Origin of the sequence: Variovorax sp. YR634, from assembly GCF_900106655.1 — a bacterium.
Lineage (GTDB): Bacteria > Pseudomonadota > Gammaproteobacteria > Burkholderiales > Burkholderiaceae_C > Variovorax.
Genome location: NZ_FNOL01000003.1, coordinates 183,955 through 197,530 on the forward strand (window position 1 = coordinate 183,955; position 13,576 = coordinate 197,530).

Here is a 13,576-nt window from a genome sequence, read left to right on the forward strand (position 1 = left end):
CTCTCTAGGCATCACCCGAAATAGTGATATCGGTGACATGTAAATGCGGTAGGCCACCGGCGCTGCCAAGTTGATGGCGCGAGGCGAGTCAGGGCTGGCTCTCCGGCCGCACAGTGTGGGGCTCCGACTGGCCGCACACGAGCTTCGCGCCTGACGCCTTGCCGGTCTATTCGAGCGTCTGGGAGCCGGTCGCTCGTGTCATCGACGCAGCCCAGCAGGTGCAGATCATGCGTATTTCTCCCGCGGCGCTGTACGGCTGAAGACAGCCCATGGCATCCATCGCAGTGCGTCGTCCAGGCGAATAGCCCCCTCCCCGACCGACAGCGACTCTCCAGTCAGCAGGTTCTCGAGCATCACTGAGCGAACGCCTGCGGGAAGACACACCGTCGTGCCCTTCCATCTCGTCGCCTCAGGAAGCGCCGGAATCGCACCCTCATCCGCGCCGCGGCGCGAGAGATCGACGAACAACCGCCCCGCCACAACCACGAGCACCTGATCCTCATGCCTGCGCGCAAAGGCCACGACGTGCCTCGACAGCGGCCCCTCGACCGCCAGCGGCTCGTAGCTTCCTTCGCTGAACAGCAAAGGCTGCTCCCGCCGCAACGACAGCAGGCGCCAGATGAACCAGAGCTTGGCGCGGCCGTCATGCGGCGCCTCGACCATCGAACGCACCCGCGCTGCCAGGCCATCCCCTTCCTGGCCAACCATTGCCCGCAGCGCGGCCAGCCGCCGCTGGCGCAGGGCGTAGTCCACCGGGCGCCGGTTGTCCGGATCGACCAGGCTCAGCTCGATGAGCTCGCTGCCCTGGTAGAGATCGGGCACACCGGGCGAGCTGTATTTCAGCAGCGTGAGCGTGAGGCTGTTCCATGCGCCGAACCATGACAGCGTGTCCGCCAGCCGCTGGATGTCCGCAAGGCACGCGCCCTTTTCCGGATCGGCCAGCAGCTCGCGCACAAAACGCTCGAGCGCGGCCTCGTAGTCCGCATCGGGCTGGGACCATCGCGTGCGCAACTTGGCCTCGCGGGCGGCCTTCTGCATGTATTGCCAGATGCGGTCGCTGTAGCCCGGCGCGGTGCCGGCGTCGAGCCCACCCAGAGGCAGGGTGCCGAGCAGCGTCTGGTACAGCAGGTATTCGTCGGCACGCGATGGCGCCTCGCCGCCGGCCAGCTTCTTCCGCGTGCCGCGGCACAGGCCATGCCAGCGCGTCAGCGCCAGCACCCACTCGTTGGGCATTTCGGACAGCACGTCGATCCGGTTGCGCACGTCTTCCGAACGCTTGTTGTCGTGCGTCGAAGTCGCCAGCATGGTGTGCGGCCAGCGCAGCGCGCGGTCGGCGCTCGCCGCGTGGAATGCGTCGACCTCGATGCCGAACAGGTCCGGCTCGCCGCCCACCTCGTTGAGCGAGCTGAGCGGAAAGTAGCGGTAGAAAGCCGTGTCTTCCACGCCCTTCGCCGCCACCGGCGCGCTGAACTGCTGGAAGCGCAGCGCGAAGCGGCGCACCCGTTCGCCCAGCGCCGGCGAAGCGGAGGCAACCGCCTCCCCCCGCAGCGCACACCGCACGAAATCGAAGATCGACCGGTCGGCATCCCCGCTCTGCCGGGCGGCTTCGTCCACGGCCTCGTCGATGAATCGCCCGTCCTGTTCCGACGGCCGTTCGACGATATAGGTCCGGTAGACCGGCATGCACGCACCGACATCCGCCAGCGCGCGGCGCAGCGCATTGAGCGTGTAGTCGCGCGTGCTGCGGTGGGCCCTTGCGATGCGCAGCAGTTCGGTCGACAGCACGTTCAGCTCCGACGCGAGCGCATTGCGCATCACCTCGCGCCGGCCGGCACGCGACACCGAGGCGAAGTCTTCCATCTCGCCGGTGAAGCGTTGCCACGCGTGCACCACGCTCGCCTCGGCCGCGGTGTCGACCAGCACGCCGTTTGCCACGTTCGCAAAGCGATAGCCGGTGGTGCCGTGCACATGCCAGCTCTCGGGCACTTCCTCGTGCGCGCCGGCGATCTTCTCGGCCACCACGTACAGGGGCCGTGCGGGCCGCCCCTGCGCGTCGTGCGTGGGCAGCACCAGTCCGGCGCGTCGCGCATAGCCTTCCTGCAGCTTGCGGAAGTACTCGGCCGGGTCGTAGAGCCCGTCGGGGTGGTCGATGCGCAGGCCGTCCACCACGCCGGATGCGGCAAGGTCCAGCGCAAAAGACTGCGTGGCTTCGAACACCTCCTCACGCTCCATGCGCACGGCCGCGAGATCGTTGATGTCGAAGAAGCGCCGGTAGTTGATTTCGTCCGCCGCCACCCGCCAGTGCGCGAGCCGGTACGCCTGCAGCTCGATGAGCTTGTGCAGTGCGTCGCGGGCTTCCGGCAATGCGAGATTCAGTTCCGCCACCGACGCCACGAGCGCCTGTGCCACCGAAGGATGGCGCTGTGCCAGCCGCGCCAGCCGGGCCTTGAGCAATTCCTTGTCGCGCACGCGTTCTGCCTGTTCTTGCGCAGAGGCCGTGCCGCGCCCCGGCAGATGACCGAAAGCCGTCGACAAACTCGCCAGCCGCCCCGACGCCGCTGCATCGCCCAGCCGCGCCAGCGCCCGTTCGAGCACCATGGGATAGCTCTCGGGCGCCAGCGGAAACCGGTGGTCGTAGTAGCCGATGGCAAAGCTGCCGCTCGCGTCCTCGAAGCGCAGGATCAATTCGCCGTTCTCCAGCGCCTCGCCGTAGTGCACGCCCAGCACGGGCAGCAGCACCTTGCCGGTCAGCTCGACGTTGAGTGGCTGCCAGTCGATGTCGAAGTGCTGCGCGAACAGCGACGCGGGTCCGTTCTCCAGCACGTCCATCCACCACGCGTTGTCGGCGCCGAACACGCCCATGTGGTTGGGCACCATGTCCAGCAGCTGCCCGAGGCCGTTGGCCTTCAGCGCCGCGACGAAGCGCGCAAAGCCTTCCTCGCCACCGAGTTCGGGGTTGATCTCCGCATGCGCCACCACGTCGTAGCCGTGCATGCTGCCCGCGCGGGCGCGCTGGATCGGCGAGCAGTACACATGGCTCACGCCGAGCTTCGCGAGATACGGCAGCACACGGATCGCGTCGTCGAAGCCGAAGTCCTTGTGGAACTGCAGCCGGTAGGTGGCGCGAGGCACGCGAGTCGTCAGACCCGGCGATGCACTCCGCCCGGCCGATTCGACCTGGCGCGGCCGCGCCGCACGCAGGGCCTCGCCCAGCCCGCGCATGCGCTCGCCGCCGGCCAGCGCCGCCACCGGCTCGGGCAGCTTGCGCCGCCAGTTCGGATGCTCGTCCACCGTGCCGGGCATGTTGGCCTGCGCCACCACGCCCGCCACGTCCTCCAGCTGCACCATCATCAGCGCAGACGGCGCAGCCGCCAGAAAGGCGTGTGCCGCTTCCACGATGCGCGCGGACGGCATCGCGAGCCCGGCCGCCTGCGCCACTTCCTCGCGCGACACCAGGCCCGCCTGCTGCAAGGCCTGCATCAACTCGATGCGCTCCTGCGCCCGGTCCATCAGCTGCTTGTCGAAAATCGCCGGATCGGGAAACAGGCCCAGCGCGAGCCGCTCGCGCAGGTCGTCGGCCGTCCACCAGCCCGCGAAGGTCGCGAGGTCGTGCGTGCTGATCGCGACCAGGGCAGCCGGCGGATAGGCCGCGGGCTGCGTGAAACGGCCATCGCGCTGTTTCTCGAAATACAGCAGCCGGTAAGACAGCACGTCGGCCTGCGCCAGCGCATCGCGCACCGCATCTTCGACCGTGCCAAGGTCCTCGCCCACGACCATGCAGCGATGGCGGTGGCTCTCGATCGCCACGATGGCGAGCATCTCGTCGAGCGGGTAGTAGACGTACGCACCCTCGCGCGCACCGCGGCCCTGCGGAATCCAGAACAGGCGCATGAGGCCCATCACGTGGTCGATGCGCAGCGCACCGGCGCCGCGCATGCCCGCGCGCAGCGTTTCGATGAAGAAGCGATAGCCATCGGTGCGCAGGCGGTCAGGGCGCAGCGGCGGCAGGCCCCAGCCTTGCCCGGCGGGGTTGAACTCGTCCGGCGGCGCGCCAACGCTGGCGCCTTCCGCAAACACCTGCTGCGCCCCCCAGGTGTCGGAGCCGGCGCGGTCGACCGACACCGCCAGGTCCACGTACAGGCCGACACCCATGCCGAGCGCATCGCAGCGCGCGGCCGCCCGTGCCAGTTGCCGGGTGGCCAGCCACTGGAGGTACTGGTGGAACTGCACGCGCTGCGCATGCGCCACGGCGAATGCGGTCACCTCGGCGGAATCCGGATTCCTGTAGGCGACCGGCCATGCATGCCAGTCCCACGCGCCGCCTTCGGCTGCAAGAAAGTGCGCCTGCAGTGCTTCGAAAAGAGCGTGCTGCCGCAACGCCTCGCCGCGCTCCGCGACGAAGGCCAGAAACTCCCTGCCCGCCTCGTCGGGCGCGCCCTCCGGAGGCAGGTGCCGCGCGCAGAAGTGGCCGAAGAGCAATTCGAGCACTTCGAACTTCGCCGCGGCCACGCCCGCGTAATCCACCAGCTGCGTTGCACGCAGCGCGGCGAGCCGCGCCTGGAAGTCGGGCGAATGCACCCGCTCGCGGGCCGGGTCGCAGTCTGCAAAGCCATCCACCGCTTCCACGTCGATGTAGAGCACGTTGAGCTGCTGACGCGACGACGGGCTGTACGGGCTCGCATTCGACGGCGTGCTCGCGAACAGCGCGTGCAACGGATTGAGGCCGATGATGTCCGCGCCCTGCGCTGCCATGCACACGGCGAGCTCTTCCAGATCGCTGAAGTCGCCGATGCCCCAGTTCCGTGGCGAACGCAGGCTGTAGAGCTGCACTGCCGTGCCCCAGACGCGACCGCCATCGCGCACCACGGGCGGCCGGTAGCAGCGGCCGGGCGTTGCAAGAACCAGCGTCTCGCCACGCAGGCCTTCGATGCGCAACCGGTGATAGCCGGCTTCGAGCGCCAGCGGCATTTGCAGAACGCGCTCGCACAGGCAAATGCCGTCGATGTCGATACGGCCGGTCTCTGGCAACGCCTCCGCGTCGGCCTCGCCTTGCAGCTCACGTCCCTGCTCGTCACCGAGTTGCCAGCGCAGCCGCCGCATGGAGGCCGGCAGCCGCAACGTCACCGACCACGCAGCGCTGCCGGCCTGCACGACCCGCACCGGCGGCAGCGCCTGTGCCCAGCGCGCGCGGTGTGCGGCCTCCAATGCGCGCCCCGCGTCGGCCGCGCCGTCGAGCCGCACGCCGAACTCGGCCAGCAGCGCGATCAGGCTTTCAGCGGCAGCCTCGCGCCGCGCGCCGAAGGCATCGAAATAACCGGTGGCGATGCCGAAGTGCGCGCACAGCCGCTCGAGATCGCCCGTCACAGGGCCGTGGCCTGCTTCATCCGCCATGCAGCGCTTCCAGCGTCACGCGCACTGCACCGCGCGCCAGGCGCAACGCGCCTTCACGGTCGGTCGTCGCCCCGTCGCTATAGACCACCTCGCCAGGTGGCGCCGTAGCGCCCTCCACAGGCTGCGCCCCGAAATGAGCGAGCAGATGCAAGCGCGCCGACGCCATGTCCCACTGCACCTGGAGCATGCCGTTCTCGCACTGGTAGACGCCTGCGCCCGCCATGCCGGCGAGGCGCGGCACGATCAGGCGATGACGCAGGTCCAGCAGCTGCTGCACCTCGCTGAGCCTCGAAAAATGCGCGCGTGTCCCGCGCTCGCGCCAGCGCAGCTTCGAGGCCAGGAAGGTCGCTTCGTCATTCGGGTCCGGAATGCGCGCGCGAGCGGCTTCGTCCGCGAACATCGCGAACCCGCCGAACTCCGCGCGCCGCCCTTCGGACACCGCCGCCGCAAGCTCCGGCCCGAAGTCGCAGAAATACTGGAAAGGCGTGGAGGCCGCGAACTCGTCGCCCATGAACAGCATCGGCACGTGCGGCGACAGCAGCAGGCAGGCCAGCGCCGCGCGCACCAGCACCGGATCGCCGAGCGCGTGAATGCGCTCGCCGAAGGCGCGGTTGCCGACCTGGTCGTGCGTCTGCAGGAAGGACACGAACGCCTGCGGCGGCAACCGCGTGCTCGGCTCGCCGCGCCGCTCGCCATGCCTGAAAGCCGACGGCTGTCCCTGGTAGATGAAGCCCTCGGCCAGCGCGCAAGCGAAGCGGCACACCGGGTCGTCGGCATAGTCGGCGTAGTAGCCATCGCGCTCGCCGGTGGCCAGCACGTGCACCGCGTGGTGCAGGTCGTCGTTCCACTGCGCCGTGCCGGCCACGGGCATGCCGCGGCCGTCGCGCATCAGCATCGAGGCCTGGTTGGCGTCGTTCTCCAGCACCAGGTGAACATGGCGCTCGCGGGCCGGCCCGGCATCGAGCGCCTCGCGGATCTCGTTCACGATGTGCGGCCGCGTCTCGTCGTGAATGGCATGAATGGCATCCATGCGCAGGCCGTCGAAGCGGAACTCCTCCACCCAGTAAAGCGCGTTGTGAATGAAAAAGTCGCGCACCGTGCGCGAGCCGGGCCCGTCGAAGTTGATCGCGGCGCCCCACGGCGTCTGGTGTCCGGGGTTGAAGAACTCGGGGCAGTACGCATGCAGGTAGTTGCCTTCCGGCCCGAAGTGGTTGTAGACCACATCGAGCAGCACCATCAGCCCCAGCGAATGCGCCGTGTCGACCAGCGCCTTGAGTTCGTCGGGCGCGCCGTACGAGGCGTCGGGCGCAAACGGCAGCACGCCGTCGTAGCCCCAGTTGCGCTGCCCCGGAAAGTCTGCGAGCGGCATGAGTTCGATGGCGGTGATGCCGAGCTCGGCAAGTTCGCCCAGCCGTTCGCGCGCGGCGCTGAAGCTCCCCTCTTCGGTGAAGGTGCCGACGTGCAGCTCGTAGACCACCGCCTCTTCCCACGGGCGGCCGCGCCATGCGCCGTCGGTCCACTCGAAGCGCTGCGGGTCGATGACCACGCTCGGGCCGTGCACGTCCTCGGGGTTGAAGCGCGACGCCGGGTCGGGCACGCGCGTGCCGTCGGGCAGCCGGTAGCGGTAGCTGTCGCCATGCCCCACCCCGGGCACGGCCAGGCGATGCCAGCCCTTGCCGTCGCGCGTCATCGGCTGCGTCGAGGTTTCGCCGGCCACCGCGTGGTGTTCGAGCATGACGATTTCCGCCGACGGGGCCCAGAGCGCGAAGTCCGCGCCATCGGCATGCACCGTGGCGCCGAACGGCATGCGATGTGTATGAGCGCTCATTGGCGAACCTCCGTGCTTCGCACTGCGGTGCGAGCTTGCTTGGGGCGGCCCGGCGCTGCGCTCATGGCCGCACATCCGGCCGGCTCAGCACCACGAGCGAGCGGCATTGAAGTGGATAGCTGGGCTGCGCCCATGCCGGGGCGAGCGCGGCTGCGTCCTCGGTGGCGAGCGGCGGCGTGCTGCTGGCCGTATCGACCAGCAAGCGCCACGCGCCGTGCGGCATCGGCGGCAGCGTGAAGGCGATCTCGTCGTGGTGTGCATTGAGCAGCACGAGAAAGTCGTCGTCGTGCTGCACCTCGCCGCGCGGCCCGCGGTCGGCAATGCCGCCGCCGGGGATGTACATCGCGATGCAGCGTGCGTTGGCGTCGTTCCAGTCTTCCGGCCGCATCTCCTGCCCGTCGGGCTTGAGCCAGTGAACGTCGGTCACGGTCTCGCCTTCTGCGGGCCTGCCCGCGAAGAAGGTGCGGCGCCGAAACGAAGGATGCGCGCGGCGCAGCGCCACCATGCGCTCGACGAAAGTCGCGAGCGCCAGCCGCTCGGGCGTGGAGGTCCAGTCGATCCAGCCGAGCTCGTTGTCCTGGCAGTAGACGTTGTTGTTGCCCTGCTGCGTGTGGCCGCGCTCGTCGCCCGCCAGCAGCATCGGAACGCCCTGCGACAGCAGCAGCGTGGCCAGCAGGTTGCGCTTCTGGCGCTCGCGCAGGGCCACAACTTCAGGGTCGTCGGTGGGGCCCTCGACGCCGCAGTTCCATGAGACGTTGTGGCTGTTGCCGTCGCGGTTGTCCTCGCCGTTGGCTTCGTTGTGCTTGTCGTTGTAGGAGACCAGGTCGTGCAGCGTGAAGCCGTCGTGCGCGGTGATGAAGTTGATGCTGGCGCTGGGCCGCTTGCCCGACCAGCCGTACAGGTCCTCGGAACCTGTGACGCGCTTGGCCACTTCGCCAATGAGCCCGCCGTCGCCTTTCCAGAAGCCGCGCAGGCCGTCGCGGTACTGGTCGTTCCACTCCGCCCAGCCGAGCGGGAAGTTGCCGACCTGATAGCCGCCGTGGCCCAGGTCCCAGGGCTCGGCGATGAGCTTCACGCGGTTGAGCGTCGGGTCCTGGCGGATCGCATCGAAGAAGCCGCCGAGGTTCTCGACCTTGCCGGCCTCGCGTGCCAGCGCCGAGGCCAGGTCGAAGCGGAAGCCGTCGACGTGCATCTCCTCGGCCCAGTAGCGCAGCGAGTCCATCACCAGCTGCAGCGCGTGCGGATGCTCCAGGTTCACGGTGTTGCCGCAGCCCGTGAAGTCGTCGTAGTAGCGGCGGTTCTCGGCGTTGGCGATGTAGTACGAGGCGTTGTCCACGCCGCGCATCGACAGCGTGGGCCCGAGCTGGTTGCCTTCGCAGGTGTGGTTGTAGACCACGTCGAGGATCACCTCGATGCCCGCCGAGTGCAGCGTCTTCACCATGGTCTTGAACTCCTTCACCTTGCCCGAGGCGCTGTAGCGCATCTCGGGAGCAAAGTAGGCCAGCGTGTTGTAGCCCCAGTAGTTCTGCAGGCCCTTCTCGGCCAGGTGCCGGTCGTTGAGGAAGCTGTGCACGGGCAGCAGCTCGACCGTGGTCACGCCCAGGCGCTTGAGGTAGTCGACCACCGGCGCGCAGCCGAGTGCGGCATAGGTGCCGCGCAGCCCGGGCGGCACGTCGGGGTGCGTCATGGTGAAGCCGCGCACGTGCATCTCGTAGATCACCATGTCCTGCCACGGCACCGAGGGACGGCGGTCGTCGCCCCAGGTGAAGGCTGTTTCGAGCACGCGGCCCTTGGGCATCAGCGGTGCGCTGTCGCGGCGGTCGAAGGAGAGGTCTTCGCGCTTGCTGCCCACGGTGTAGCCGTAGAGCGCATCGCCCCAGCGCAGGTCGCCCACCAGGTCCTTGGCGTACGGGTCGACCAGCAGCTTGTGGGCGTTGAAGCGATGCCCCTCCTCGGGCTTGTAGGGCCCATGCACGCGGTAGCCGTAGGCCTGCCCGGGGCGCGCCTCGGGCAGGTAGCAGTGCCATACGCCGTCCGTGCGCTCGCGCATCAGGATGCGCTGCAGCTCCTGGCGGCCGCGCTCGTCGAACAGGCAGAGCTCGACCTTGTCCGAGTGCTGCGAGAACAAGGCGAAGTTGACGCCCTCCCCGTCCCAGGTCGCACCACGGGGATAGGGCCGGCCGGGCCACACGGCGTTGATCGTCGGATTGGTTTTTCGTGTCATTCGGGTGCGTTCAGCGGGGTGGACGGTCGTTGTCGAAACGCGTGGGACTGCTGCTGCCGACGGTGGTCACGCTCGGCGATGCCTTGGCGTCCTTGATCTGCCGCGGCCACCAGCGCTCGATCTGGGCTTTTGCCCAATCCTTGCCGGCCAGCCCGAATGCCAGGGCCAACGCAAAAACCACGCCCGCCAGAATCACGAGGAAGCTCTCGCGCACGATGTCGCCGCCCACCTTGATCTGGTCGAGCGCGATGAGAATCACGAAGGCCATCACCGCGTACTGCGCAACCTTGCCGAAGAGCACCGCGTCCTGCATCTTCACGCCGCGGAAGTAGCTGCCCACCGCTTCGCCCACGAAGCGCGCGAAGTAGGAGCCGAAGGCCAGCACCAGCAGCGCCACGAACACGTTCGGCACGAACCAGACGATGCGGCCCAGCAGATCGGCGATGTAGCTCAGCCCCATGCCGTTGAAGGCGATGAGCAGCGAAGCCAGGATCACCAGCCAGTACGTCAGGATGCCGAACAGGCTGCTGGTGTCCCCCGCCAGCCCGCCCTGGCGCAGGAAGTTGTCGAGGCCGGCGCGTTCGGTGAGCACGTTGAAGTTGATTGCGCGCAGCGCCTTCGTCACCGCGAAGCGGGCCGCCTTGGCGACCAGCCAGCCGACGAATACCACCACCAGCCCGATCAGCAGGCGCGGAATGAAGGCGCCGACCTGGTAGAGGATGGCGCGCAGCGGCTCCAGGTGAATGCCGAAATTTTCCATGGTGTGTCTTCCGGTAAGGGGGTGGCGTCAGTGGCTTCAGGCGCGGGTCGGCTGGATCAGCGCGAGCACGCCGTGCAGCGGAACCTGCGCCCATTCGATGCGGTTGCCGAGCTCGTAGCGCAGCTCGTAGAGGGCCTTGTCGAGTTCGAACAGCGAGAGCAGTTCGGCATCGAGCGGCGCGCCGTCGGGCGGCGCCAGCGCGGCGCCGTAGCCGGCCAGGAAGGCGCCGCGCGTCGCCTGCTCCCAGGCGATGGCCGGCGCGGCCAGCCGCTCGGCTTCGTCAGTGCTCTGCGCCACCCGGCGCAGCGCCGACCAGCGGGCGTAGTTGAACGAGCGCAGCATGCTCGCCACGTCGCGCAGGGGCGAGCTCTTGGCGCGGCGCTCCTCGAAGCTGCGGGCAGGCTCGCCCTCGAAGTCGATGATGACGAAGTCGTTGTCCTTCACCAGCACCTGGCCCAGGTGGTAGTCGCCGTGGTAGCGGCTCTTGATGCCGCCGCCTTCCACCGGGTGCCGCGCCTGGATGCCGGCGTGCAGCGCATCGGCCGCTTCCAGCAGGTTGCGCGCATCGGCCTGCGCGGTGGACGGCAGCAGGTCGAGCCGTTCGCGCAACAACGCGAGCGTGGTCGTGGCGTCGTTCGCCGCATGCGTCTTGAAGCCGGCGAAATCGGCGGCGGCCAGCGGCTCGGGGTCGAAGGCGGCCGAGCCGGTGCGCATGGCGAGCGCGCGGTGCAACTCGGCAGTGCGCCGCCCCAGCGTGGCCATGAGTGCGAGGAAACCGCCGTGCACCGCGGACACGTCGGGCATGTCACCGTCGGTGGTGGCCACATCGCGCAGGAAGCGTTCCAGGTAGCCGAGCGTGTAGTCCCAGCCGTCGCCCTGGTTGGCCATGTAGCTCTGCACCATCGCGAGCGTCATCGTGCGCCCGTCGTTGGTCATGTACTCGAGCGCGCCGAGCACCGGCACGCAATGCGGGTAGCGCGCCACCTCGGTCAGGAAGCGGCCCATCTCCAGCTCGGGGTTGATGCCTTCGCGCACGTGACGGTAGCCCTTGAGGAACAGGGTCTCGTCCAGCGTGACCACGGTGTTGCTGCTCACGCCGCTCGGGCGGCCGACGGGCAGCGCGTCTATGTCGATGTCGGCGGCGATCTCCGCGAAGACGGCCGTCGGCCTGAAGACCAGCTTGCCATTCAGCGTCGGCAGCTCGGTGCCGCTGGCGATGGCGTGCACCAGCGCGCGACAGAAGGCCTCGTCGTAGAAGGCATCGCCCATCAGGCCCACCTGCGCCTGCTGCCGCACCTTGGCGAGCGCGGCCTGCGCCACGCCGGCCATGCGCTCCTCGTCTCGCTCTTCCCAGGCCAGCGCAAGCGGCATGAAGTAGGTGGCGCCCCCGGCCGGGCCTTCGAGGTCGAGCAGCGACAGCATCCAGCTCAGGCCATTCACGTCCCACACGGCGTGGTCGAACAGCCGTGCGCGTTGGATGGCTGTGCCCTTGGAGGCGTACCAGCGCTGGATCTCGATGTGGCGCGGCAGCGTCTCCAGCTCGAACTGGTTGCGCATGCGCTCTGACATGCCGATGCGCCAAGGCATCACGCGGTCGCGGAAGAAGCTGGTCCAGCCGTCGAAGAGCACCAGCGTGGGCCACTCCTGCAGCGCCACGCCCTGCTCGTGCCAGCTCGGCGCGTCGGCCTCTGCCGTGAGCTTGAACCAGTAGAAGCCGTACGAGGCCAGCGTGAGCAGGTATGGCAGCTCGCCGATGGGCGGGAACGGCGCGCGGCCCAGCATCTCGATTGGCACGAATCCCTTGAACTCCGACAGGTCGAGTTCCACCGGTTGCGCGGCGCGCGACAGGTTGAACACCGTGAGGATCACGTCGCTGTCGTACTCGCTCAGGTAGGCCAGGATCTTTCGGTTGCCCGGCTTCAGGAAGCGCCGCCTGCCGCGCCCGAAGGCATGGCTGGTCTTGCGTACGGCGAGCATGCGCTTGGTCCAGTTCAGCAGCGAGCTACTGTCGCGCGCCTGCGTCTCGACGTTGAGCGCCTCGTAGCCGAACATCGGGTCCATGATCGGCTGCAGGTACAGGCGCTGCGGGTCGGCACGCGAGAAGCCGGCGTTGCGGTCGGGGCTCCATTGCATGGGCGTGCGCACGCCGTTGCGGTCGCCCACGAATACGTTGTCGCCCATGCCGATCTCGTCGCCGTAGTAAATGATCGGCGAGCCCGGCATCGACAGCAGCATGCCGTTCATGAGCTTCACACGGTCGAGGTCGTTCTCCATCAGCGGCGCCAGGCGCCTGCGAATGCCCAGGTTGATGCGCGCGCGCATGTCGGCCGCGTACATGGTGTACATGTAGTCGCGCTCCTTGCTGGTCACCATCTCGAGCGTGAGCTCGTCGTGGTTGCGCAGGAAGATGGCCCACTGGCAGCCCTCGGGAATGTCGGGCGTCTGCGCCATGATCTCGACGATGGGGTGTCGGTCTTCCTGCGCGATGGCCATGTACATGCGCGGCATCAATGGGAAGTGATACGCCATGTGGCACTCGTCGCCATCGCCGAAATACTCGCGCACGTCTTCCGGCCACATGTTGGCTTCGGCCAGCAGGAAGCGGTTCTTGTACTCGGCGTCGATGGCCGCGCGCAGCTGCTTGATCACCGCGTGGGTCTCGGGCAGGTTCTCGTTGCTGGTGCCGTCGCGCTCAACCAGATAGGGAATGGCGTCGAGCCGGAAGCCGTCCACGCCCATGTCGAGCCAGAAGCGCATGGTCTTCAGGATCGCCTCCATCAGCTTCGGGTTGTCGAAGTTCAGGTCGGGCTGGTGGCTGAAGAAGCGGTGCCAGAAGTACTGCTTGGCCACCGGGTCCCAGGTCCAGTTCGAGGTCTCGGTGTCGGTGAAGATGATCCGCGTGCCCTGGTAGAGCTGGTCGGTGTCGCTCCACACATAGAAGTCACGCTCGGGCGAACCGGGCGGCGCAAGACGCGCGGCCTTGAACCACGGGTGCTCGTTCGATGTGTGGTTGATGACCAGTTCGGTGATCACGCGCAGGCCCCGCTTGTGCGCCTCGGCCAGCATCTCGCGGAAGTCGTCGAGCGTGCCGTACTGCGGGTGCACATCTTCGTAGCCGGAGATGTCGTAGCCGTCGTCGCGCAGCGGCGAGGGATAGAACGGCATCAGCCAGATGGTGTTGACGCCCAGCTCCTTCACGTAGTCGAGCTTGGCGGTAACGCCCTTGAAGTCGCCCATGCCGTCGTTGTTGGAGTCGAAGAAGGCCTTGACGTTGAGCTGGTAGATCACCGCGTCGCGATACCACAGCGGATCGTCGCTGGTATCGATCTCGACGGTCTCTAGTGCGATGTGGGAGACGGGTGCGTTCATGGGC

General features: G+C 68.1%; 6 protein-coding genes. 1 reads left to right on the forward strand and 5 read right to left on the reverse strand.

Annotation, left to right across the window (positions count from 1 at the left end; translation table 11 throughout):
• Positions 1-113 precede the first annotated feature (113 nt).
• Positions 114-260, forward strand: coding sequence for a hypothetical protein (locus BLV60_RS34630; RefSeq protein ID WP_256328889.1), 147 nt, complete (start codon positions 114-116; stop codon positions 258-260).
• Here BLV60_RS34630 and BLV60_RS07610 read toward each other — a convergent pair.
• From BLV60_RS07610 to treS, 5 genes are all read right to left on the reverse strand, one after another.
• Complete coding sequence (locus BLV60_RS07610) at positions 226-5,391, reverse strand: malto-oligosyltrehalose synthase (RefSeq protein ID WP_093052406.1); 5,166 nt, start codon at positions 5,389-5,391, stop codon at positions 226-228. The two genes, BLV60_RS34630 and BLV60_RS07610, sit on opposite strands and share 35 nt — an antisense overlap.
• Positions 5,381-7,219, reverse strand: coding sequence for a malto-oligosyltrehalose trehalohydrolase (gene treZ, locus BLV60_RS07615; protein WP_093052409.1), 1,839 nt, complete (start codon positions 7,217-7,219; stop codon positions 5,381-5,383). Before treZ ends, BLV60_RS07610 begins: the two co-directional genes overlap by 11 nt.
• A gap of 61 nt (positions 7,220-7,280) precedes the next feature.
• The gene (gene glgX, locus BLV60_RS07620; protein ID WP_093052412.1) at positions 7,281-9,443 is read right to left on the reverse strand and encodes a glycogen debranching protein GlgX; all 2,163 of its coding nucleotides are present in this window, start codon (positions 9,441-9,443) and stop codon (positions 7,281-7,283) included.
• Positions 9,444-9,453: 10 nt separating this feature from the next.
• Positions 9,454-10,203 carry a mechanosensitive ion channel family protein gene (locus tag BLV60_RS07625; protein WP_093052415.1) on the reverse strand — a complete coding sequence of 250 codons (750 nt, stop codon included), beginning with the start codon at positions 10,201-10,203 and terminating at the stop codon, positions 9,454-9,456.
• 36 nt (positions 10,204-10,239) lie between these two features.
• Entirely contained in the window at positions 10,240-13,572 is a 3,333-nt protein-coding gene (gene treS, locus BLV60_RS07630) for a maltose alpha-D-glucosyltransferase (protein WP_093052418.1), read from the reverse strand.
• Positions 13,573-13,576 lie beyond the last annotated feature (4 nt).

What these genes read in the sequence shown, in the direction of transcription:
- BLV60_RS07610 (WP_093052406.1), bottom strand. Translation starts at nt 5,391, where the DNA reads ATGGCGGATGAAGCAGGCCACGGCCCTGTGACGGGCGATCTCGAGCGG.
- treZ (WP_093052409.1), bottom strand. Translation starts at nt 7,219, where the DNA reads ATGAGCGCTCATACACATCGCATGCCGTTCGGCGCCACGGTGCATGCC.
- glgX (WP_093052412.1), bottom strand. Translation starts at nt 9,443, where the DNA reads ATGACACGAAAAACCAATCCGACGATCAACGCCGTGTGGCCCGGCCGG.
- BLV60_RS07625 (WP_093052415.1), bottom strand. Translation starts at nt 10,203, where the DNA reads ATGGAAAATTTCGGCATTCACCTGGAGCCGCTGCGCGCCATCCTCTAC.
- treS (WP_093052418.1), bottom strand. Translation starts at nt 13,572, where the DNA reads ATGAACGCACCCGTCTCCCACATCGCACTAGAGACCGTCGAGATCGAT.